Origin of the sequence: Phascolarctobacterium succinatutens YIT 12067, from assembly GCF_000188175.1 — a bacterium.
Lineage (GTDB): Bacteria > Bacillota > Negativicutes > Acidaminococcales > Acidaminococcaceae > Phascolarctobacterium_A > Phascolarctobacterium_A succinatutens.
In genome coordinates this window covers 15,720-37,642 of record NZ_GL830936.1, presented here as the reverse complement: position 1 = coordinate 37,642, position 21,923 = coordinate 15,720, and the positions used below count along the sequence as shown (strand labels likewise).

Annotated in this window: 26 protein-coding genes and 1 riboswitch; of the genes, 5 read left to right on the top strand and 21 right to left on the bottom strand. The window is 48.6% G+C overall.

Annotation, left to right across the window (positions count from 1 at the left end):
* Nucleotide 1: 1 nt before the first annotated feature.
* The 5 genes from HMPREF9443_RS09615 to HMPREF9443_RS09595 all read right to left on the bottom strand — a co-directional run bounded on the left by HMPREF9443_RS09615 (nucleotide 2) and on the right by HMPREF9443_RS09595 (nucleotide 4,810).
* A complete protein-coding gene (locus HMPREF9443_RS09615; RefSeq protein ID WP_040565474.1) occupies nucleotides 2–577 on the bottom strand; it encodes a Na+/H+ antiporter subunit E in 576 nt (191 codons plus the stop codon).
* 264 nt (nucleotides 578–841) lie between these two features.
* Nucleotides 842–1,645, bottom strand: a complete 804-nt coding sequence (murI, locus tag HMPREF9443_RS09610) for a glutamate racemase (RefSeq protein ID WP_009146414.1) — start codon at nucleotides 1,643–1,645, stop codon at nucleotides 842–844.
* Nucleotides 1,646–1,784: 139 nt separating this feature from the next.
* The gene (locus HMPREF9443_RS09605; RefSeq protein WP_009146413.1) at nucleotides 1,785–2,564 is read right to left on the bottom strand and encodes an SDR family NAD(P)-dependent oxidoreductase; all 780 of its coding nucleotides are present in this window, start codon (nucleotides 2,562–2,564) and stop codon (nucleotides 1,785–1,787) included.
* A complete protein-coding gene (locus tag HMPREF9443_RS09600; RefSeq protein ID WP_009146412.1) occupies nucleotides 2,557–4,119 on the bottom strand; it encodes a sensor histidine kinase in 1,563 nt (520 codons plus the stop codon). Before HMPREF9443_RS09600 ends, HMPREF9443_RS09605 begins: the two co-directional genes overlap by 8 nt.
* Nucleotides 4,112–4,810: a response regulator transcription factor gene (locus HMPREF9443_RS09595; protein WP_009146411.1), complete on the bottom strand. Its 699-nt coding sequence runs from the start codon at nucleotides 4,808–4,810 to the stop codon at nucleotides 4,112–4,114. Before HMPREF9443_RS09595 ends, HMPREF9443_RS09600 begins: the two co-directional genes overlap by 8 nt.
* A 230-nt stretch (nucleotides 4,811–5,040) precedes the next feature.
* On the opposite strand from HMPREF9443_RS09595, the gene HMPREF9443_RS09590 reads away from it, so the two are divergent.
* Together HMPREF9443_RS09590 and HMPREF9443_RS09585 are read left to right on the top strand one after the other, a co-directional pair.
* Complete coding sequence (locus HMPREF9443_RS09590) at nucleotides 5,041–5,628, top strand: hypothetical protein (protein WP_009146410.1); 588 nt, start codon at nucleotides 5,041–5,043, stop codon at nucleotides 5,626–5,628.
* Between the two features lie 416 nt (nucleotides 5,629–6,044).
* Nucleotides 6,045–6,632, top strand: coding sequence for a TetR/AcrR family transcriptional regulator (locus tag HMPREF9443_RS09585; RefSeq protein WP_040565473.1), 588 nt, complete (start codon nucleotides 6,045–6,047; stop codon nucleotides 6,630–6,632).
* 84 nt (nucleotides 6,633–6,716) lie between these two features.
* On the opposite strand, the gene HMPREF9443_RS09580 is transcribed toward HMPREF9443_RS09585, so the two are convergent.
* The 16 genes from HMPREF9443_RS09580 to HMPREF9443_RS09505 all read right to left on the bottom strand — a co-directional run bounded on the left by HMPREF9443_RS09580 (nucleotide 6,717) and on the right by HMPREF9443_RS09505 (nucleotide 18,738).
* The gene (locus HMPREF9443_RS09580; RefSeq protein ID WP_009146408.1) at nucleotides 6,717–7,385 is read right to left on the bottom strand and encodes an energy-coupling factor transporter transmembrane component T; all 669 of its coding nucleotides are present in this window, start codon (nucleotides 7,383–7,385) and stop codon (nucleotides 6,717–6,719) included.
* Nucleotides 7,382–8,188: an energy-coupling factor ABC transporter ATP-binding protein gene (locus HMPREF9443_RS09575; protein ID WP_009146407.1), complete on the bottom strand. Its 807-nt coding sequence runs from the start codon at nucleotides 8,186–8,188 to the stop codon at nucleotides 7,382–7,384. Before HMPREF9443_RS09575 ends, HMPREF9443_RS09580 begins: the two co-directional genes overlap by 4 nt.
* Complete coding sequence (locus HMPREF9443_RS09570; protein ID WP_009146406.1) at nucleotides 8,188–9,057, bottom strand: energy-coupling factor ABC transporter ATP-binding protein; 870 nt, start codon at nucleotides 9,055–9,057, stop codon at nucleotides 8,188–8,190. The genes HMPREF9443_RS09575 and HMPREF9443_RS09570 overlap by 1 nt, the downstream gene beginning before the upstream one ends.
* On the bottom strand, nucleotides 9,057–9,632 hold the full coding sequence (locus tag HMPREF9443_RS09565) for a tryptophan transporter (protein WP_009146405.1): 576 nt from the start codon (nucleotides 9,630–9,632) through the stop codon (nucleotides 9,057–9,059). The genes HMPREF9443_RS09570 and HMPREF9443_RS09565 overlap by 1 nt, the downstream gene beginning before the upstream one ends.
* 202 nt (nucleotides 9,633–9,834) lie before the next feature.
* Nucleotides 9,835–10,197: a type II toxin-antitoxin system HicB family antitoxin gene (locus tag HMPREF9443_RS09560; protein WP_009146404.1), complete on the bottom strand. Its 363-nt coding sequence runs from the start codon at nucleotides 10,195–10,197 to the stop codon at nucleotides 9,835–9,837.
* The gene (locus tag HMPREF9443_RS09555) at nucleotides 10,194–10,436 is read right to left on the bottom strand and encodes a type II toxin-antitoxin system HicA family toxin (protein WP_009146403.1); all 243 of its coding nucleotides are present in this window, start codon (nucleotides 10,434–10,436) and stop codon (nucleotides 10,194–10,196) included. Before HMPREF9443_RS09555 ends, HMPREF9443_RS09560 begins: the two co-directional genes overlap by 4 nt.
* Nucleotides 10,437–10,615: 179 nt before the next feature.
* A complete protein-coding gene (gene hisIE, locus HMPREF9443_RS09550; RefSeq protein WP_009146402.1) occupies nucleotides 10,616–11,248 on the bottom strand; it encodes a bifunctional phosphoribosyl-AMP cyclohydrolase/phosphoribosyl-ATP diphosphatase HisIE in 633 nt (210 codons plus the stop codon).
* Complete coding sequence (gene hisF, locus HMPREF9443_RS09545; protein ID WP_009146401.1) at nucleotides 11,248–12,006, bottom strand: imidazole glycerol phosphate synthase subunit HisF; 759 nt, start codon at nucleotides 12,004–12,006, stop codon at nucleotides 11,248–11,250. Before hisF ends, hisIE begins: the two co-directional genes overlap by 1 nt.
* 1 nt (nucleotide 12,007) lies before the next feature.
* Entirely contained in the window at nucleotides 12,008–12,742 is a 735-nt protein-coding gene (hisA, locus tag HMPREF9443_RS09540; protein ID WP_040565472.1) for a 1-(5-phosphoribosyl)-5-[(5-phosphoribosylamino)methylideneamino]imidazole-4-carboxamide isomerase, read from the bottom strand.
* Between the two features lie 10 nt (nucleotides 12,743–12,752).
* Nucleotides 12,753–13,358, bottom strand: a complete 606-nt coding sequence (gene hisH, locus HMPREF9443_RS09535) for an imidazole glycerol phosphate synthase subunit HisH (protein WP_009146399.1) — start codon at nucleotides 13,356–13,358, stop codon at nucleotides 12,753–12,755.
* A gap of 59 nt (nucleotides 13,359–13,417) precedes the next feature.
* Complete coding sequence (gene hisB / locus HMPREF9443_RS09530) at nucleotides 13,418–14,002, bottom strand: imidazoleglycerol-phosphate dehydratase HisB (RefSeq protein ID WP_009146398.1); 585 nt, start codon at nucleotides 14,000–14,002, stop codon at nucleotides 13,418–13,420.
* Nucleotides 13,999–15,195, bottom strand: coding sequence for a pyridoxal phosphate-dependent aminotransferase (locus tag HMPREF9443_RS09525; protein ID WP_009146397.1), 1,197 nt, complete (start codon nucleotides 15,193–15,195; stop codon nucleotides 13,999–14,001). The genes hisB and HMPREF9443_RS09525 overlap by 4 nt, the downstream gene beginning before the upstream one ends.
* 11 nt (nucleotides 15,196–15,206) lie before the next feature.
* Complete coding sequence (gene hisD, locus HMPREF9443_RS09520) at nucleotides 15,207–16,556, bottom strand: histidinol dehydrogenase (protein WP_040565471.1); 1,350 nt, start codon at nucleotides 16,554–16,556, stop codon at nucleotides 15,207–15,209.
* 1 nt (nucleotide 16,557) lies between these two features.
* Nucleotides 16,558–17,208, bottom strand: a complete 651-nt coding sequence (hisG, locus tag HMPREF9443_RS09515; RefSeq protein ID WP_009146395.1) for an ATP phosphoribosyltransferase — start codon at nucleotides 17,206–17,208, stop codon at nucleotides 16,558–16,560.
* Between the two features lie 62 nt (nucleotides 17,209–17,270).
* Nucleotides 17,271–18,440, bottom strand: coding sequence for an ATP phosphoribosyltransferase regulatory subunit (gene hisZ, locus HMPREF9443_RS09510; RefSeq protein WP_009146394.1), 1,170 nt, complete (start codon nucleotides 18,438–18,440; stop codon nucleotides 17,271–17,273).
* Entirely contained in the window at nucleotides 18,433–18,738 is a 306-nt protein-coding gene (locus HMPREF9443_RS09505; protein ID WP_009146393.1) for a YerC/YecD family TrpR-related protein, read from the bottom strand. Before HMPREF9443_RS09505 ends, hisZ begins: the two co-directional genes overlap by 8 nt.
* 309 nt (nucleotides 18,739–19,047) lie before the next feature.
* Nucleotides 19,048–19,147: riboswitch (SAM riboswitch) on the top strand.
* Between the two features lie 190 nt (nucleotides 19,148–19,337).
* Between HMPREF9443_RS09505 and HMPREF9443_RS09500 the strand changes: the two genes are divergently transcribed.
* The 3 genes from HMPREF9443_RS09500 to HMPREF9443_RS09490 form a co-directional block, all read left to right on the top strand.
* A complete protein-coding gene (locus HMPREF9443_RS09500; RefSeq protein ID WP_009146392.1) occupies nucleotides 19,338–20,375 on the top strand; it encodes a methionine ABC transporter ATP-binding protein in 1,038 nt (345 codons plus the stop codon).
* Nucleotides 20,365–21,024: a methionine ABC transporter permease gene (locus tag HMPREF9443_RS09495; RefSeq protein WP_009146391.1), complete on the top strand. Its 660-nt coding sequence runs from the start codon at nucleotides 20,365–20,367 to the stop codon at nucleotides 21,022–21,024. Before HMPREF9443_RS09500 ends, HMPREF9443_RS09495 begins: the two co-directional genes overlap by 11 nt.
* Nucleotides 21,025–21,136: 112 nt before the next feature.
* On the top strand, nucleotides 21,137–21,923 hold a 787-nt coding region (locus HMPREF9443_RS09490; protein ID WP_009146390.1), incomplete at its 3' end, for a MetQ/NlpA family ABC transporter substrate-binding protein.

Genomic DNA, 21,923 nt, shown 5'->3' with positions numbered 1-21,923 from the left:
ATCATTCCTCACTCTCTACTACTGCAAAATCAAATTTTTCGCCATATAAATCGGCAACCTTTTTCTGCATGCCGCCGTCGAGCACGCCTGCGGCCGCACCAACGGTCAGTGCATGAATCTCATACACACCGTCGTCGGTAACATTCATTGTTACTGTACCCGGTGTCAGCGTAATTGAGTTCGCCAAAATAACAGATGCCATAGGATTATCGGCTTTGAAGCGGAAGCGGACAACCTTAGGATCAATGTTCAGCTCCTGACCTGTAGTTGCCAGCAGCACATCAATATTGGCGAGCACCAGCTGCCACATCAGCCAGAAAAAGTACATAATCATTTTCGGAATCGAAAAACCGAAAACATAATACTTTTTACTGCCGTCCTTATTTGGGACCAGCAAAAGCGGGTATGTAACCCAAGTTGTCACCACAGCTGTGAGGATACCGTATACGACAAATTTTGTTTCTGTTCTGCCTGACAAAACCATCCAGAATGCAAACAGCACCAGAGCAAGACATGTCATATGCACCATAGGCGAGCCTACAATTTTTTTATCGTTCAATACTCCCTGCTTTTCCACAGCTACCACCTTTCTTTATATTATTTTTGAATATAATAGCATTTGCGTAACCAGTCATCAGTCAATACAGATGACATAGCTGCGAAAATATAAATACCGCTTTCACAGTATCATGAAACCGGCATTTAGTAACATAAATACCTATTAGGCAGCTCGCATAGCAAGCCACAAAAAAGCAATCCCTTTCTCGCTCTTAATTATTATAAATTAGACATTAACAAGAAAATTCCTGCTTCTTTTTCGAAAAGAATAAAAGTTATGCGATTAATTCTCTTTTAAATCGATTAAAGAAAAGTCGCAATCGTCGACAGGCAGCATTCTGCCTGCCAAGCGCTCAACTCTTGCCAGATCAGCTGTGCAGCAAACCTGCAGACGTCCCTTGCCTTCTGTACGCAGCAGACCTTCCTCCTTAAGTGCTGCGATAGCGTCGGCACTGGTGGCAGCCGCCGGGTCAAGCACCTTTACATTCGGTCCTAAATCTGCTTCTATTTGTTCTTTGATAAAAGGATAATGCGTACAGGACAAAATCACTGCTTCAACGCCAGCTTTTTTAAAAGGCTCGGTATACTCGGCAATAGCCTGCTGCAGCTCCGGGCTGTCAAAGCGCTCACCTTCAATTAACGGTACAAACTTGGGGCAGGCCACAGGATAAACCTGCGCTTGCGCATCAGCGGCAAGAATAGCCTTTTTGTGCAGTCCGCTGGCAATAGTAAACTGCGTTGCCAACACGCCGATTTTCTTATTCGGACTGGCCGCCAACAGCTGCTGCGCCCCCTTGGACATCCCGACAACCCCGAACGGATGCGTCCCCCGCAAACTGTCTACACCGAGCATCGTCAACGTATTGCAGGCTATAACTACCTGCTTAACGTTTTTGGCTGCCAGCCAATCGATTATTTCGCCTACAAAACCACGGATTTCTTGTTCACTGCGTGTGCCGTAAGGCGTACGTGCAGTATCACCCACATAAATAAAATCCTCGTACGGCAGCATCTGATGCAGGCATTTCAAAACCGACAGACCGCCGACTCCCGAATCAAGTACGCCAATGGGCTGCATTTTATCCATAAAAATACCCTCCCGTATTTTTTATACTTTAATACATTAATTATATCACTTATATTCGTTTGCGTATATAAAAAACAGGCAAAGAAAATTTCTTTACCTGTTTTTTGCCTGTTTTACCACAATTCAATATTTACAATATTTATCCGGCTGTCAGGCCGCCGTCAACAGTTACAATGCTGCCGGTCATAAAGCTGTTGGCAGGGGACGCCAGACTGCAGATTACGTGAGCAATCTCACCGGCTGCAGCAATCCGCTGCAACGGATAGGCTGCAGCCACATCTGCCAGTGTATAACCGCCGTTCGCATCAGCAAGCTGCTGCGCCAGCAGCGGCGTATCCACGTCTGCCGGGCAGACGCAATTCACGCGCACGCTCGGCGCCAAATCCAGCGCCAGTGCTCTAGTAAACGCCACCACTGCGCCTTTAGTAGCACAATAAAGCGCACAGCCGTAATTGCCGCTGACAGCAGCATCCGACGCAATATTCACCACGCTGCTTTTGCTGCGCAGATAAGGCAGGGCTGCCTGCATCAAAAACATCATGCCTTTAACGTTGACGTTCATCATCGCATCAAAATCTGCTTCCGTAAGCTGCTCCAGACGCTGCTCGCGATAAAAGCCGGCGCTGTTTACCAAAATATCCAGCTGCCAGTCAGGCTTGCCTTCCTGCTCGGCAATCTTTGCCACTGCAGCCTTGCATTCAGCCTGCTTCGTCACGTCACAGGAAATATACACTGCCTGCTTTCCTGTCTGCTCCTCCAGATAACGCAAAGCCTGCGCACCGCGTTCCACGGAGCGTCCCAAAATATATACCCGCGCACCATCCGTCAAAAAGCGCAGCGCCGCCGCCAGGCCAATGCCCGACGTACCGCCGCTGATAGCGACACAAAGTCCTTCACAGCCGTAATTCATCTTATTCATCCGTATACTCCTTTTCCTTCAGCTCGGGCGGCAAACCGATAATAATCGTTGTCCCCTCGCCCAGCTTGCTCTGCAGCTCCAGCTGCATATCATGGCGCTGGGCAATCTGCTTGGCGATTGCCAGTCCCAGACCGCTGCCGCTCTTATTATGCTCATTGCGCGCCTTATAAAAGCGGTCGAAGGCATGCGGAATATCCTCTTCCTTAATACCGCAGCCATGGTCAATAAGCTTCAGCCTGTTGCCTGCCAGCTCCAGCTTAATTTCACTGCCTTCGGGCGAAAACTTGATGCTGTTATGCAAAAAAATCATCAGCATCTGCCGCAAGCGTCCGTAATCACCGTTCAGCATGTAAATGTCCTTATCCGCACTGCATGTAATCTGCAGCTTTTTATCAGCACCGAGCTGCCTGCCGCTGCGCACTGCATCATGTATAACATCGACAAGGTTCAACGGTGATTTTTCAATCGGGAAATCCGTATTCTGCAAACGCGACAAATCCAGCAGATCATTTATCAGTCGCTGCAAAAACAGGCTTTCCTTATACATCTGCTCATGGAATTCCTCAACGTCCGCCTTTTCCGTAACTACACCGTCACGCAAGGCCTCCAGACTGCCGCGGATAACCGTTACAGGCGTGCGCAGCTCATGCGAAATGTTGGCAATAAACTCGCGGCGCAGCTTTTCCAGCTTCTGGCTTTCGGCATCTGCCAGCTCCAGACGCTCCGCTAGAATATCCAGCGTACGCGCCAGCTCGCCAATTTCGTCATTTTGCTTAATGTTGGTGCGGGCGCTATAATCACGTTCCGCCAGACGCTCGGCAATTTTTTTCATTTTTTCTATCGTGCCGGTAAAGCGCCAGCTGAGCACTACCGAAAGCAACATGCCCAAAGCCATTGCCACCAGCAGACTGATAAGCAGAATACGCAGACCAGACCAGATAGCATCTTGCAATCCTGCTACCGGAGAATGCAGCAAAAGCACAGCCTTTACCTGTCCCTTGCTGTCATAAATCGGTCTGCCTACAGTCAGCATAATGCCATCCAGAACAGGATTATATTCTTCTATAATAAACTCTTTTCCGCTAAAGCCCTCTTCAACCTTTTCTCTGACCTGTGCAGGCAGTCTTTCATAGGCTTCCTTAGAAGTCTTAGGCGGTTCCTTCCAGGCAATCGGCGGCAGGGGACGCTTAAAAAGGCCAAAGCCGCTATGCTCATGATGCTTTTGTACCTCACGACGCTGACGCTGTACACTGTCCTTATTGATGCTCAGCTGACGATTGCTGTCCACCACCCAGACGATTTCCTGCGTCACATTATCCAGATAGCTGATAAATTTGCTGTTGGCAATACCATCACCGTGGCGGCTTTCCATGCGCTCCATATTATCGCTCAGCACTTCGGCAATTTTCTCCGCCCGCAGACGCATTTCCTTTTCCTTGATTTCAATTGTCTGCTGTTTGAAGAACTGGTAAAAAACGCCGCCGATAATCAGCGCAAAAACAAGCAAGACCGCTGAAAAGTACAACGTCAGATTTAAAGCAATTTTATTATTCATCCTTGTGTCCCTCAAAGCGGTAGCCTACGCCCCAGATAGTTTTGATTTCCCACAGAGGGTGCTCGTACTTATCCAGCTTAGCGCGCAGGCGCTTGATATGCGAATCGACAGTACGGCTGTCACCGAAATAGTCATAACCCCAGATACTGTCCAACAGATTATCACGGCTGAAAACCTTCGTAGAATTTTTCGCCAGCGTCCATAAAAGCTCGATTTCTTTTTTTGTAAGTGCCACATCTTCACCGTTAATCTGCACTGCATACTTTTCCAAATTAATGTACAGATTTGCGTAAGACAGAGTCTGAGCGTTCGCCGGCTCCTGCGCCCCCAGACGACGCAGTACCGCACGCACGCGGGCCATCACCTCCGGTGCGCTGAACGGCTTAATCACATAATCGTCCGCACCGATATCCAAACCCATAATCTTGTCGTAATCCTCACCACGCGCCGTAATCATAATAATAGGCACCATGGATTCCTTGCGCAGACGGCGGCAAACCTCAAAGCCATCTATCTCCGGCATCATAACATCCAGCAGCACGACAGCAATTTCATGCTCATACTGCAGATATTTATCCAGTGCCTCTGCTCCGTCCAGCGCAACAACCGGCTCAAAGCCTTCCTTTTTGGCATAACCGGATAAAATTGTCGTAATCTGTTTATTATCATCAGCGATAAGCATTTTCTTCATCGCCAAACCTCCTTAAGCTGCTTTTCTTTCATTATATTATATTTTAACGTCTATGTGTGTTAAAAGTATGACGCAAAAAAAGATATTTTTCAGCTCAAATTAAGACTAAAAACATAAAAAAGTCATAAAATGCCTGTACAATATAAGCAAAGTTAAGGAACAGCTAAAAGCCAAGCCTTAATCAAAGCAAAATTCCACTAAACGATTTAAAGATATAAGGAGTGATTCTGATGTTGAACATGAAAAAGATTCTCGTTACCGGTACAGTTTTAACAGCCTTCTGCACCAGCGCTTTTGCTGCCTCTGCAGATTGTCCGCCGCAGCCTTCTATGAGCGAGCGTGTAAATGCTATTCTGCACGAAAATGACGCAGACCGTCCCTGCCCGCCGCCGGCTCACAGAATGCATCGCCAAGGTCCTAAGCTTACACCCGAACAGCGTGCCGAGCACCAGAAGCTGCGTGCGGAATGGAGAAGCATGACACCCGAACAGCGTGAAAAAGCTATAGAAAAAATGCGTAAAGATCGCAAGGAAGCTCACGAAAAATACGCCAAAGAAACCATGGCTAAGCTCACACCGGCTCAAAAGGCCGAAGTGCAGCAGTTCATTAAGGACGATATGGCGCAGCGCCAGGTACGCCACGAGCGTCTGCAGCATATGACTCCCGAGCAGCGCGAGGCTATAAGAGCCAACAGACCGCTGCCGCCGAAGCCGCCCAAACATCATAAAGGTGAATACCGTGGCTACAAACACCATAAGGAAGAATTCCATGGCTACAGACATCACAACGGCGAATTTCCCCAACCGCCTCAGCATTAACGCAAGACAAAAATAGTAAAAATTAATTACTCCTCTTTCCCTTCAATATAACTGTAAAAAGCTTCATCCCCTGGGAGCTTTTACAACATACTCTGTAGCTTGTGCGGAAACATAAGGTATACAGCTCAACCCTTTTTTCTACTCAATACTCATCAAAAGCAAAACCCCGCGGGCCATAAGACCGCGGGATTTTGTATTTTTGCGCACAACGCAAAAAGCGTCCGTTTGCCGCCGGACGCCTTTTACGTTTTTTGATGAGTATGAGTATATTATGAAGCGAAGTCAAGTTCTTGACTAAACTCTATGTATATGATAATCTAATTTGGGTGAAAAATCTATCTACAAAAATCGAGATTCGTACTTTAATGAACACTTTTCATAAAATGTACATTATCGGGAGAGGAGCATTGCATACCATGGACAGAAGACAAAAAAAGACCAGACAGGCAATTATCGATGCCTTTGTCAAATTGCTTACCAAAACAAGCTATGAAAAAGTCAGCGTTAAGGATATCATCGATGCAGCCGATGTCGGCCGCAGCACCTTTTACAGCCACTTCGAAACCAAAGATGATCTGGCACGCCAAATCTGCTTTGAGCTTTTCGACCATATCTTCAGTCCGGTTATCCCTCCCTGCTCCACACATAATTTTCCCGAAATGCCGCAAAACACGGAAACTCGTATCACACACATCCTTTATCACCTGCGCGACAAACGCGAATACTACCTGGGCATCATCAATTACGATGACGGTACGCTGTTCTTAGGCTTCTTCCGCGATTACATGCTGCAGAACGTCAGCATCAAGATGAGCGGGTCCTACGACGAATACTCACAAAGAGTGCCGGAGGACTTCTTAATCAACAGCCTCACTAGCAGCTTTGTCGGCATGATTCGCTGGTGGCTCAAAAACAAAATGAATCCCGGTCCCGAGGTTGTCGCCGGTTATTATATGGCATTGATTAATCCTGCCATTGCCGAATTCCAGACCAAGGGAGAATAAAAATTGTTTACGCAACAAAAAAGAACTGCTAAAGCTTTGTACAGCAATACACTGCACAGAGCTTTCGCAGTTCTTTGTTTTTTATTAGAGATATTTAATCCACAGCGGATAAGTACTCAGCACTACTACCAAAAGAAGTACGAAAATATCGCCGAAGCGCAGCGGTGCCGGCGGCATATTCTTGTAGGTGTTACCGCCAAAGCCCTTCAGCTCCATGGAAAGTGCCAGTGTTTCCGATTTTGCTACCGCACGCATAACCAGCGGACGGATAACAACCAGATAAGCGAAGAAGCGCTTGAACATATTGCCACGGTTAGAATAGCCGCGACAGCTTTGTGCATCCAGCGTAATACCGCTATCGGTCAGAAAGTTAGGCACAAAGCGCAGCGCCGTAGTCAGCATGAAGGCATATTCGCAGGGCATATGAAAACGGTCTACCAAAGCCTTGGCAATGTCCTGAATTCGGCTCGCTGCCAACAGGCACAAAAACGCCATCGTCATAACCAGCATACGCAGGCCGCCGGTAAGCGATACATCAAGCGGAGAGCCGAAAAGCAGCTGCAGTAAAATCATCATACCGGTGAAAACTGCCAGACCGCCGATAGCAGCCATCGTCATTCTGTCATGCTTAATGTATAACAGCAGCGCCAGCTCCAAAACAAGAATCGTGGCTACCGCTTCTACCGGCAGAATGAACACCCAGGCAGTAACCGCCAGAGTAACTATAATCTGTGTAAAGGCTGTCAGCTTCATCTGCTTCCCTCCTTACAAATAACTTGCTTGCAAAATTCTTCGGCAGTTGCGGCCTCAATTCCCAAGGATGCAGCCAGAGCTGCTACCGTAGGACGGCACAGACCCCAGCGCTCTACCGGTTGGCTGCCGTCAAACAGCTTCACCGGCGTACCGTCGTAAACCAGCTTGCCGTAATGCAATACAATTGCACGCTTAGCGTAACGACGTACAATATCCATATCATGCGAAATCAGTACAATCGTAATGCCGCGCTTTTCATTGATTGCCTGCAGGTAGCTCATCATAGCTTCCTTTTCCAACGCATCCTGGCCATTGGTAATTTCGTCCAGAATCAGCGTGCGCGGATTAAGTGCCAGTGCCGCCGCAACGCCAAGGCGTCGCTTCTGACCGAAGGACAGAAGGCGCGGATATTCACCCTTCAGCTCTGTCAGGCCCATAGCCTCCAACGCTTCGTTTACCTGACGCTCTATAGTTGCTTCCGTCAGCTTTTTGGCACGCGGCCCATAAGCAACCTCATCAAATACAGTATCCTCTAAAATCTGCAGGTCCGGGTTTTGGAATACGTAACCGATTTTATCGGCCAAATCTGCCGGCTCACGCTTAACGATATCCTCGCCGTCAACAAAAACCTGACCGCTGCGCGGATGGCACAGTGCCATAAACAGACGGCTCAAGGTTGTTTTACCGCTGCCGTTATGTCCCAACAACGCCACAAATTCTCCGTCCTCTATCTTGCAATCCATATCCTTGATTACAGGCTGTCCACGCATATAAGCGAAATTGACATCCTTTGCTTCTAACATCAGTCAGCTCTCCCTTCTGCCGCAACAATCCCATAGGTGCGAAAATCAGCCAGCGCATCCTCTTCGCTGCGCCAATCGCCCAAATCCACGCCGAGCTTTTCTTCCAGGCCCAGCTTAATCTGCCACAGTGACGGCAGCAGCGGACGTAATGCAGGATTTTCGTACATTTTAGGAGCAGCAGCCTCAAAGGCATCAGCCGCCACCAGCTCGCCCTCGTTCAGTACAATCATATCCGTTACGTAAGGCAGCACATAATCCACGCGATGTTCAACGGCAATAATCGTTGTACCGTACTGCTTATGGATTTTGTCTACCAGCTTATACAGGGAACGTGCACCGTCCGGGTCCATTGCAGATACAGGCTCATCCAGCACAATAATCTCCGGATGCACGGCAAGCGTTGCTGCCAAAAGCAGACGCTGACGCTGACCACCGCTGAGCTCGTCCAGCTGATAGCTTTCGCGCCCCGGCAGGCCTACATCCTCGAGCGCCTGTCTGGTGCGTTCTTTAACCTCATGCGGCGCAAATCCGTGGTTAAGCAGGCTGAAGGCAATTTCCTCGCCGGCAGTCAATGAAACCAGCTGGCTTTCGTAGTCTTCCATAATAAAGCCCACACGCATGGCAATATCGCTGACGCGCTTGCCCTTAGTGCTTTCGCCGTTAATTTTAACATCGCCGCTGTAGCGTCCGCCCATGTAATAGGGGACGATACCGGTCATAGCCTTGCACAGCGTTGTCTTACCGGCACCGCTAGGTCCGGTGATAACGGTGAAGCTGCCTTTTTTTATTTCAAAGTTGATATCCCGCAGCACCAGATCCGATTTTTTATAGGCAAAGTAAAAATTCTCTACGTTGATTACGCTTTCCATTATTTTTCATCCTCCTGAAAGTAAAACAGCTTCCGCACGGGAGCGTACAGGAAGAAGGTTATCAAACCGTTAAGCAGGCCTACAATCGCAACAACCGGCAGCATAGCGTAAATCCATACGTGCAGCGGCAAGCCTAAAATAAGCTTCAGGATAAAAGTAAACAGACCGCCGCTGGTCATCGTAGCAACAAAGCCGGTGATAAACGGACGCAGCTTCCATTCGCTGATACCGATTTTAACCATAGCCTCAACCAAAAGGCAGCAGACAGTCGCACCGGCCAGCTCGCTGGCAACATTGCCCAGCGGGAAAGCCGATTTAGAGGACGGTACCAGTGTCAGGCCAGCGATAAAACCGATACCGATAGCCTGAGACAGCTTGGGACGCGTCAGATTGATAACAATAGAGTACATAGCAATTGTCCAGTTAGGCGTTACACCGCCGACGTTAGGACTTACAGTGTGCAGAATAATACCGATTGCCAGCAGCATCGCCGTAATTGCGACCCAGCGGTAGCCATCCTGCATTGGCTCAACCTCTATCAGCTGCGGCACAGGTTTATTATTTCTTTCATCCATGAGTAATTACACCTCTCCCTAAAATAGTGCCAGAAAATAATATGTTATCATTATACTATATTTAAATGCTTTTGTAATGCTTTAGCGAAAAAAAGTATCTCAGGTTATAGCAGGAAAAGAAAATTGTTACAAAGGTAATAAAAAATCTGCCACGCTTTCGCACAGCAGATTTCTATTTTTGATGAGTTACGCTCAATCTTATCTATTTGGCATTAAGAGCATCATTACGAGTAAGCAGATACACACAATACTGATTCATACTGATACCTTCCTGCTTAGCATGCTGACTCAAAAGCTTATGCAAAGCCTTGGGCACACGAAGTTTAAACTGACCGGAATATTTATCCTTTTTCTCAGGCAGAGGAATTCCCATTTCATTTTCCAAGGCAGCTTCCAGCCATGTACGCTTAGCATCAACTGCATTTGCCGCTGCCTCTTCAATAGTATCCCCCATAGTAATACAGCCGGGAAGCTCAGGAAAATAAGCAACATAACCGCCTTCATCTTCATCAGGTTCAAACTCAAGGCGATAATTCAACTTCATGTAATCTTCTAAAGTTTTCATTTTTCTTCCTCGCTTTCCACAATATTTTTAACTAACTTAATATACACCTTTTTGATCGGTTTATGCTTAGGAATAGTAATAACAGCTCTGCCCTTTTTACGAAACGAAAAATGGCTGCTGCCACTTTGCGGAGATTGCATTTCATAGCCATAGCTTTCCAATATTTTCTGCAATTCCTCAAACCGCATATCATGTGATAATTTTTTCAGCTTGTACAGTAGCTTTTCCCATTGTGACATAGCTTCTTTCTATCTCCATTATACTTGGTGTCATATGTGGTGTCAATAAAAAAGGCATCTGCCGAAAGCTCGACAGATGCCACTGACTCACACAGTCAGGCACGATCTTTTCGCTAAGTGAAAATAATCATGCAACTGTTTATAGTCTAGCATACATATTTGGTTTTGTAAAATTTTCCTTACGCTCTCTTGCCCCCAAGCTCACGCAGCAGCTCCTCCGGCGTAATGTTGTGATAAGCCAAAAGCACCAGGCAGTGATACCACAAATCTGCCATTTCGTGCAGCACCTTATCCTTCTCGCCGTTCTTGGACGCGATAATCGTTTCCGTAATCTCGTTGCCCAGCTTTTGCAGCAGCTTATCCTGACTGCCGCTCATAAGGAACTTCATCTCTGCATCATCAGCCTGACGCTTGTACAAAATCATACGGTACAACTCGCTGATAACCTTCGGCAGCCCTTCTACCTCAGGCACCGGCAGATTGGACGTATGCCACAGCGCATTATGGAAGCAGGAATATTCGCCTGTATGGCAAGCTACTCCCTGCTGCTCTACCTTTACGAGCAATGCATCACCGTCACAGTCATAGAACAGCTCTACAACCTTCTGCAGATTACCGCTTGTTGCGCCCTTGTTCCACAGCTCCTGACGGCTGCGGCTCCAGAACCAGGTATAACCTGTTTCCAATGTTTTGAGCAATGACTCCTCATTCATATACGCCAGCATAACAACATCGTTCGTGCGTACATCTACAACAACAGCAGGCACAAGACCTCTGCTGTCAAATTTGATTTTAGAAATATCGATCTGCATTATAACCTCACCTCTATACCTCGAGAACGCAGATACTCCTTCACCTGCTTAATGGTGAAGGTTTTATAGTGAAAAACAGAGGCCGCCAGCACAGCGTCAGCGCCACCTTCTGTCAGCACATCATAGAAATCCTCCAGCTTGCCTGCACCGCCGCTGGCGATAACAGGCACATTTACGGCACTGCTTACGGCCTTCGTCAGAGCAATGTCATAGCCGTTTTTCGTGCCGTCGGCATCCATGCTTGTCAGCAGGATTTCTCCGGCACCGAGCGCTACACCTTTTTTTGCCCATTCCACGGCATCAAGTCCCGTCGGCTTACGCCCGCCCTGCACATAAACCTCCCACTTGTTCTCACCGCATTTACGTGCATCAATTGCGAGAACAATGCACTGGTTACCAAACAGTTTGGCACCGTCGGCAATCAGCTGCGGATTTTTTACCGCTGCGGAATTGAGCGAGGTTTTATCAGCACCGGCACGCAGAGAATTTTTGATATCCTCCACGCTGCTGATGCCGCCGCCGACTGTCAGCGGCATAAAAACCTTGGCCGCAGTTCTGCTGATAACATCCAGCATCGCCTTGCGCTCCTCAAAGGTCGCAGTAATATCAAGGAAAACAAGCTCATCAGCACCCTCGGCATCATAAGCCGCCGCACGTTCCACCGGGTCACCGGCATCACGCAGACCGACAAAGTTCGTGCCCTTAACAACACGTCCTTCCTTAACATCAAGACAAGGAATAATTCTCTTCGTAAGCATCTTATTCCTCCTTTGCCGCAGCAATTTTTAAAGCGTCCGGCAGATTAACGGCACCGGTATAAATTGCCTTACCGATAATGCAGCCTGCTACGCCATCCTTTTCGTATTTTTTTACGTTGCGGATATCATCGAGCGAAGCTACACCGCCGCTGGCAATAATCGGTACGCCACAGGCACGCGCCAACGCCGCCGTCGCTTCGGCATTTACGCCGCTGAGCATACCGTCACGGCTGATATCGGTAAAGATAATCGTTGCCACACCATATTCTGCCATGCGCTTGGCCAGCTCGGTTGCGACAACGCCGCTTCCTTCGCCCCAGCCTTCGATAGCTACATCGCCGTTCTTCGCATCAATGCCGACAGCGATATGTCCGGGATATTTGGCGCAGGCCTCTTTGACAAGCTCAGGATTCTTTACGGCAGCGCTGCCCAAAATCAGGCGCTCCACACCCAGCTCCAAAAGCTTTTCTACTGCCTGCAGATTGCGAATACCGCCGCCAAGCTCGACAGGAATTTTTACAGTTTTAAGAATGCGTTCAATCACAGGCAGGTTTTTGCCCTCGCCCGCCAGCGCACCGTCAAGATCAACAAGATGCAGCCATTCGGCACCGCAGGCCGCCCACTTGGCAGCCATCTCCGCCGGGTCATCGGCAAAAACAGTTTCTGCATCAAAGCGTCCCTCCGTCAGACGCACGCAGCGTCCGCCACGGATATCTATTGCAGGATATATAATCATAATTTTCCCCTCATAATTCAACAAAATTTTTCAGCAGGCGCATGCCGACTCTGCTCGACTTTTCCGGATGGAACTGAAAGGCCTGAACATTACCGCGTCCCACGGAAGCAGTAACCTCCATGCCATAGTCGCAGACCGAGGTAATAATGCTTCTGTCCTCTGGCTCCGCATGGAAGCTGTGCACAAAGTAAACGTATTCACCCTCCGCACCCTCTAAAAGCGGTGAAGGACTGCGCAGCTCCAGCTTATTCCAGCCCATATGCGGAATCTTCAGCTCGGTATCAAGCAGGCGCACCTTGCCTTTGAAGAAGCCCAGGCCCTTAACGCCCGGCGCTTCGTCGCTGCCCTCAAACAAAAGCTGCATGCCCAGACAAATGCCCAGAAAAGGCTTGCCGCTGTGCAGGCTTTCCGTAATCACGGGAATCAGGCCCGACTTTTCCAGGTTAGCCATACAATCGCCAAAAGCACCCACGCCCGGGAGCAGAATCTTTTCAGCCTGCGCAATCACAGACGCATCGCTTGTCACCACAGGCTCCGCACCGATAGAACGCAGTGCGTTCTGCACGCTGTAAAGATTGCCCATGCCATAATCTATAATCGTTATTTTTTTACTCATATATTTTCCCTCATGCTAACTCAAAACATGTGTGAAGCAACGGTGCTTTATAACACGCATTAAAGTGTCCCCTTGCTGCTCATAACACCATGCACACGGCTGTCAAAGGCTACTGCCTCGGCCAACGCTCTGGCAAAACCTTTGAAAATCGCTTCGATGATGTGATGCGTATTCTTGCCGTAAAGCACGCGGATATGCAGCGTGAGGCCTGCCTGCATTGCCAAAGCGCGGAAAAATTCCTCCGTCATCTCGGCATCGTAAATGCCAAGCTGTACCTTAGGAATATCCGCGTCAAAAACAAGATACGGACGGCCGCTGAAATCCAGACACACCTGTATCAGCGCTTCATCCATCGGCAAAAAGCAGTTGCCGTAACGGTGAATGCCTGCCTTATCGCCCACAGCCTCCTTCAGCGCCTGGCCTAAAACAATACCGCAGTCCTCTACCGTATGATGGCTGTCAACATCTAAGTCGCCCACAGCATGCACCACCAGATCACTGAAGCTGTGCTTCGCCAAAAGCGTCAGCATATGGTCAAAAAAGCCGATGCCTGTATTTATTTCGCAGCTGCCGCTGCCATCAAGGCACCATTCGGCGCTGATGCCTGTTTCCAGTGTTTTTCTTTCTACATTACCGCTTCTCATGCTTTTACCTCCGCACAAAGCTCGGTGATTTTAGCAATAATCTGCTTGTTTTCTTCAGACAAGCCGATAGTGATACGCAAGCAGCCCTGCAGCACCGGATGCGTGCTGAAATCACGCACCAGAATACTGTTGGCCAAAAGATATTTAAAGATCAGCTTGCCTCCTGCCGCCTGCTCCGGCAATCTTTCGCTAAATTTCGCCGCATAAGCCTTGGCAAGCTGCTGCATCAGTTCCCCCTCCGCACGGAAGGTAACAAAATTAGTTGCCGTCGGCCATACCTTAAAGCCTAAGGTTTTCAGACAATCTGCAAATTTATCGCGTTCCTCGCGGATGGTTTTGATGCGTTCTTTATACAATTCCTTGTTTTCGTAAACTGTTTTAGCGGCCATCAGCGTAAAGGCATTTACATGATACGGCAGCAGCGCCTTGCCCAGCTGACGCACCAGCCCCAGCGCACCCACTGCATAACCGCAGCGCAGACCTGCCAGCCCATAGGCCTTGGAAAAGGTGCGGAAAACCATCAGATTGCTGTAGCGTCCGACTAAGCTCAAAGTAGAGCCTGCTACCAGCCACAGCTTGTGCATCGGACGCAAATCATTCGGTGCCAGCTCCTTGCCATCGGCAAATTCCATGTAAGCCTCATCCATAATAACAGGGCAATCTACATTAGCAATAATTTTTTCCATAGCTGCCAGGCTGTTATAGTTGCCTGTAGGATTGTTCGGATTGCAGACAATCAACAGTGAAGGCTGCTGCTCCTTACAAAAGCTGATAACGCTGTCAGCATCAACAAAGCCTTCGGCTGTCAGCGGATAGCGCACCTCCTCGCTGTCGGAAAGGGCAGCGTATTCGCCGTACATAGAAAATGACGGCCAGGGTACGGCAATCTTTTTGCCGGGCCCGCCAAAAACATAACAGGCCTTTTCCAACAACTCGCTGGAACCGTTGCCGATTTTTACACAGTCAATATCTACATCCAGCTCTTTGGCAATCACTTCGCACAGGTTTTCCGATTTAATTGGCGGATAACGGTTAAACGGGAAGCGTGCGGTGCGCTGGGTAATCTTTTCCGCAATCTCCTGCGGCAGCTGGTAATTACTTTCGTTGGCGTTAACAATAATATCCGCCGCCACGCTTTCTACGGCATATTCTTCCATCGCCTCAATACTTTGGCGAACAGTAAAGCTACTCATCTTCTGCCTCCTTATTTACCCACACGTTTACGGATAGCGTTTGCATGAGCCTGCAGTCCCTCTGCTTCAGCCAAGGTAATAATATCGTCGGCAGCGGCCATAAGTGCCGGAGCAGTGTAGGCAATAATGCTAGTTTTCTTCATAAAGGTTTCTACGTTCAGTACGGAATAGAATTTCGCCGTACCGCCTGTCGGCAGAACGTGGTTCGGTCCTGCATAGTAATCGCCCAGCGGTTCCGGTGAATAAGCACCCAGGAACATTGCGCCGGCATTACGGATATACGGCATAATTTCGAACGGTGCCTTAGTCATGATTTCCAAGTGCTCCGGTGCGGAAAGGTTAGCCATTTCGATAACGGTAGGCATATCCTTGGCAAGGACGATCTTACCTGCCTGCTGCAGAGAGGTACCGGCGATTTCCTTACGCGGCAGCTGTGCCAGCTGCACTTCGATTTCCTCGCCCACAGCGTTGGCCACACGCTCGCTGTCGGTAATCAGAATGGCGCAGGCCAGCGGATCATGCTCTGCCTGGCTCAGAAGGTCTGCTGCCAGATAAGTCGGGTTAGCGCTATCATCTGCTACAATCAAAATTTCGCTCGGACCGGCAAGCATATCAATATCAACGTGACCGATAACGGCTTTTTTCGCCAAGGTTACAAAGATATTGCCGGGGCCGGTGATTTTTTCTACCTTCGGTACGGTTGCGGTGCCAAAGGCCAGTGCAGCAATTGCCTGTGCGCCGCCCATTTTATAAATTTCGGTAACACCGATTAATTTTGCCGTTACCAGCACGTTCGGATTAACCTTGCCGTCCTTTCCGGGCGGTACGGCCATCACAATGCGGGGAACGCCGGCCACCTTTGCCGGGCAGGCATTCATCATTACAGACGAAGGATAAGCAGCAGTGCCGCCGGGAACATAAATACCGACGGAATCAACCGGGGTAACCTTTTGCCCCAGCAGTGAACCGTAAGGACGGTTCGTAAGCCAGGTTTTCGGCATCTGCTCTTCATGGAACTTCATAACATTGGCAATGGCACGCTCCAAAGCAGCCTTTACTTCCGGTTTGACAATAGCTTCCGCTTCCGCTTCCGCAAATTCTTCCTCGGTTACGCGGATATTTTCCGGTGTCAGCTCTACGCGGTCAATCAGCTTAGTATAGTAAAAAAGGCTTTCGTCACCGTTTTTACGCACATCAGCAACAATCTGATCAACAACCTGTGCTGCCGTCATGTGTCTGCCGAACATAGCGTCCGTGCCTGCCTGAATGCGCGGAGATAATTCCACCTCGTCAAAAGCTTTCTTCTTCATTAAAGCAGCAATCTCTGCTGCGCTCATCTTTCTTGCGTCTGTAACCTGCATTTTATTTATCCTCCTCATTTAAAACAATACGTAAATCCTCAACCAGCTTGTGCAAGCGCGCAAATTTCAGCTTAAAGCTGGCGCGGTTGGCAATCAGTCTGGCAGTAGCGGTAAAAATAGAATCAACCTCCGCCAGTTTATTTTCTTTCAGGGTGCGCCCTGTTTCTACTATATCTACAATCATTTCACTCAGGCCTACGATAGGTCCAAGCTCAATCGAGCCGTTGAGCTTCACAATTTCTGTCTGAATTCCCAGCTTATTGAAATAAGCCTTGGCGCAGTTCGGATACTTCGTTGCTACCCTCAGGTGAGCATAATCCGTCAGCTTGGCGCGTCGCTTGGCCTCCGGCACCGCCATCATCAGACGGCAGCGGCCAAAGCCCAAATCCAGAAGCTCCACCACGTCTTTATCCTGCTCCAGCAGTACATCCTTGCCGATGATACCGATATCTGCCGCACCGTATTCAACATACGTCGGTACATCAACGGTTTTGGCAATAATAAAGCGTACCTTGGTTTCCTCGTTGCTGATTACCAGCTTGCGTGAATCCTCGGTAACGTTTTCGGCGCTGTAGCCTACCTTCGCCAGCAGGCGTACAGACTTATCGAACAGCTTGCCCTTCGGCAATGCTATAGTAATGTATTCGTCCATAAAAATACCCCTCTATATTTCCCAGCTATAAGCTTAATGTGTATACTATCTTTTCTTTAAGCTTATTCTACATATACTAACGATTTACAGCCATATTCCTTTACGGCAAGCGCTGCTCCCTGCAGGTCCGCAGCCTCGGTCAGCAGCTTCACGCTGCGACCTTCGCGGCGCAATGCTGTCGCTTTGGCAATCGCCTCCGGCAGCTTGCCTTCGCTCCAGGTTACCAGCACGTCCCAGGTGCGGTTATTGGTAGCAACACCGTTGCGCTCCAAAGCCAGCAGTACGCGGTCCACGCCAACGGCAAAGCCTGTTGCCGGGCACTCCAGACCGAAGCGCTGCATCATCTTATCGTAGCGTCCGCCGCCTGCCACCGGATAACCCATTTCCGGCAGATACACTTCAAAAAGCATGCCCGTGTAATAGTCAAGCGAACGATATAAGCCAAGATCAAAGCTCAAATAGCCTGCTGCACCGTAAGCATCCACCAGCTTGTAGATTTTGCGCAAATCATTCAGCGCGCCTTGGCACTTAGCGTTAGTTACTATTGCAGCAACCTTGTCCAAAAGCTCTATGCCGCCCTGCAGGAAGAGGAAATCGGCAAAAAGCTGCTTGATTTCCGGACGGATATTTTCCATCGCATCTGCCATCTGCTGCATGCCCACAGCATCATGACGGCGCAGGTAATCCTTCAGCTGCTGCAGCTGAGCAGCATCAAAGCCCGCTTCCTCCGCCAGGCCGTTGATAAAATCAACGTGGCCCAGGCTGATAGCGAACTTCTGCAAGCCTGCAGCCTGCAATGCTTCGGCTGCCAGCACGATAACCTCGGCATCGGCAGCGGCACCGCTGGCACCCAGCATTTCTACACCGGCCTGCTCGAATTCGCATTGGCGTCCCGCCTGAATTTCTTCATAACGGTAAAGATTTGCCAGATAGCAAAGACGTTTAATCTTTTCGCCGCCCTGCAGGCGTGTCGCTGTCAGACGGGCAATCGGTGCCGTCATATCATTGCGCAGCGCCAGCAGATTATTGCTGCGGTCAAAAAAACGGAAGTCCCCTTTGCTACCTGCGGCGCCAAAAGTATCAACATATTCGAAATCAGGTGTTTTTACCTCATCATAGCCCCATTTGTCAAAAACGTTGATAATCGCATTTTCAATTCCGCGGCGTGTCTTCATCTCTCCCGGCAGAATATCCTTGGTTCCGTAGGGAACCTGATACACCTTATTAGTCATCTTTTTTCTTCCCCTCTTTTATAACTTGCATGACAGAATTATAACCGTCAGCGCCGTAAACAAGACAACGTTTAACGCGTGAAATCGTCGCGGTGCTGGCACCGGTTTTCTCTACGATAGTTTCGTAAATACAGCCTTCATCCAGCATGCGCGCTACCTCTAGGCGCTGTGCCATTGCCTTCAGCTCGCTGATAGTACAGATATCCTCAAAAAATTTATAGCATTGCTCCTCATCCTTTAAGCTGAGAATCGCTTTGAATAACTGGTCTGTTAAATGATCATGAATATTTGCTGCCATTTTTTAGTTTCCTCCTGTGCGTTACGTGCATATAACGATAGTACTTTAACTCACTAACTTGTAAAAATACTTTAATACTTTATCTTGTGAAAGTCAAGAAGAATTTACAAAAAATCTTTTTTCCGCAGGTTTTGTAAAAAATTTCGCATTTCGCTTTACAATTACCTAGTATTTTGATATAATTTGAGCAATTCCTGAAATCCATTGGACGCAGCTTTACAGCTTTACAGTTTTTTCGTAAATTTTACGCAAAACTGTTGACAATATCCTAAAATAGATGTATGATTATTTCATTCAAACTTAACAGAGATTTCATCAAGAGTAGCTGAGGGACTGGCCCGATGAAGCTACGGCAACCACACATCAGTGAACGGTGCCAATTCCAACGGATAATTCCGGCAGATGAAGATTACAGATGCAACGTATCCTTCGCCGTGCCGGTGAAGGATTTTTTTACGCCGGCCGTCAATTCCGACAGCAGACGTACACCGGAGAATGCGACTCTCAAGCAGCATCCGCTGACTTCTATTGGAAAATAATCTCTCACACTCAAATAAGGACTGCTGAAACTTGCAGTCACATTAGAAAGGAACACAAGAATGATAGAACTAGTTAATGTAGAAAAAACCTACTACAGCAAGGCCGGCGACATCCATGCTCTGCACAAAACAAGCCTGAGCATCAAGGCCGGCGAAATTTTCGGTATCATCGGTCTTTCCGGTGCCGGCAAATCCACCTTGGTGCGCTGCATCAACATGCTGGAAAAACCTACCGCAGGCCAGGTATTCGTTGACGGCCAGGAGCTGACCGCCATGAGCGAAGCACAGCTGCGTAAAGCACGTCAAAGCATCGGCATGATCTTCCAGCACTTCAACCTGCTGGCAAGCCGTACTGTTTATGATAACATCGCTTTTCCGCTGGAGATCCAAGGTCTGAGCAAGAGCGAAATCGACAAGCGCGTACGTCCGCTGCTGGAGCTGGTACAGCTGGAAAGCCGTGCCAACTATTATCCCAGCCAATTATCCGGCGGCCAGAAGCAGCGTGTAGGCATTGCCCGCGCTCTGGCAAGCAATCCTAAGGTACTGCTGTGCGACGAAGCAACCAGCGCCCTCGACCCGCAGACCACCAAATCTATTCTGCATCTGCTGCAGGACATCAACAAAAAGATGAACCTGACCATCGTGCTGATTACGCACCAGATGGAGGTTGTAAAAACCATCTGTGACCGCGTTGCTGTTATCGAAAGCGGCGACATCATTGAAGAAGGCCCGATGATTGACGTTTTCACCAATCCGCAGCATCCCACTACCAAGGAATTTACCAAGAGCGTTATCAACGCCGAGCTGCCTGATATCGTTAAACAGATGAAATTAAGCGATACCTATACAGAAGGCAGCAAGCTGCTGGTGCGTATCTCCTTCATCGGCGACAGTGCCAGCGAGCCTATTATTTCCGGCATGGTAAAACATTTTGATGTTGACGTAAGCATTATTTCCGGTAATACCGACCAGCTGAAGGATGTCCTCTTCGGCACCCTGCTGATTGAGATTTCCGGTAACCGCGAGCGCATTAAAAATGCATTGGAATATCTGCATCAGCAGCATCTGAAAACGGAGGTAATTGGCTATGAGTCCTGATATGATTGACCTTTTAATAAAATCCTTTTGGGAAACCTGCTACATGGTTTTCGCTTCTACCGCACTTTCCACTTTAATCGGCATTCCGCTGGGCGTAATTCTTACCGTAACCCGCAAGGACCACATTCTGCCGAACCAACCGCTTAACACTATTCTGGGTGCGATTGTCAACGCAACGCGTTCCACTCCTTTCATTATATTAATGGTAGCAATTATTCCGCTGACACGTATGATTGTCGGCTCTTCCATCGGTACTACCGCAGCAATCGTGCCGCTGACTATTTCCGCAGCACCGTTCATTGCACGTATCATTGAATCTTCTCTGCTGGAAATTAACCCCGGCATTATCGAAGCAGCACAGGCTATGGGTGCAAGCCCGATGCAGATTATCACTAAGGTACTGCTTCCCGAAGCAATGCATTCTATCGTACTGGGTGTAACGCTTGCCATCATCAGCTTAATCGGCTATTCCGCAATGGCCGGCACCTTAGGCGGCGGCGGTCTTGGTGACCTGGCAATTCGCTACGGCTACCAGCGCTTCCAGATGGATGTTATGATTGCCACCGTTGTCGTGCTCATCGTCATGGTACAGGCAATGCAGTCCTTAGGCGACTACGCATCTAAAAAATTAAACAAAAACAAACTGTAATCTACAAGCCAAATGAGGGTTTACAACGATGAAGCGAGTTTCATCGACGTAATAAAGAAAAAGCCGCTTCTGCCTGGCAGCAGACCACCATTATTTTAGGGAGGAACAACTTATGAAGGAGATTACCAAACTTTTACTCACCGTTGCGCTTTGCGCACTGACCATCATCGCCGCAGGCTGCGGTGATGACAACAAGGCAGCCGATAAAAAGGCTGACCCGAACGCACCTGTTAAAATCGGTGTAACCGCCGGTCCGCACGCTGAAATCATGGACAACGTTAAAAAGCTGGCTGAAAAGCAAGGCCTGAAAATTGAGGTTGTCGAATTCTCCGACTATGTAACCCCGAACGTATCCCTGGCACAGGGCGAGCTGTTTGCCAACTCCATGCAGCATGCTCCGTATCTGGCAGCAACCCTGAAAAAAGAACCTAAATTCGAACTGGTTGAAGCTTTCAAAACCGTAAACTTCCCGATGGCTATCTACTCCACCAAATATAAAAAGGTTGAGGATATCCCGGCAGGCGCAACCATCGGCATTCCTAACGATCCGTCCAACGGTGCTCGCGCACTTCTGGTTCTGGCTGACAAAGGCTTCATCGAAGTTAAGGATAAAAACGATGTTTCTACATCTATAGCAAGCATTACCAAAAATCCGAAAAACTACAAGATTCAAGAGCTGGACGCTGCTTCTATTCCTAAAGCAATGGGCGACCTTGATATTGCCGTAATCAATGCCAACTATGCACTGGTTGCCAAACTGAACCCGTCTAAGGACAGCCTGTTGGTCGAACGCGCTGATAACCCGTTTGTTAACATCTTCGTAACCACCAAGGCTAACGAAAAGGATCCGCGCATTGAACAGCTGAAGAAGATTTATACCTCCGCTGAAAACAAAAAAT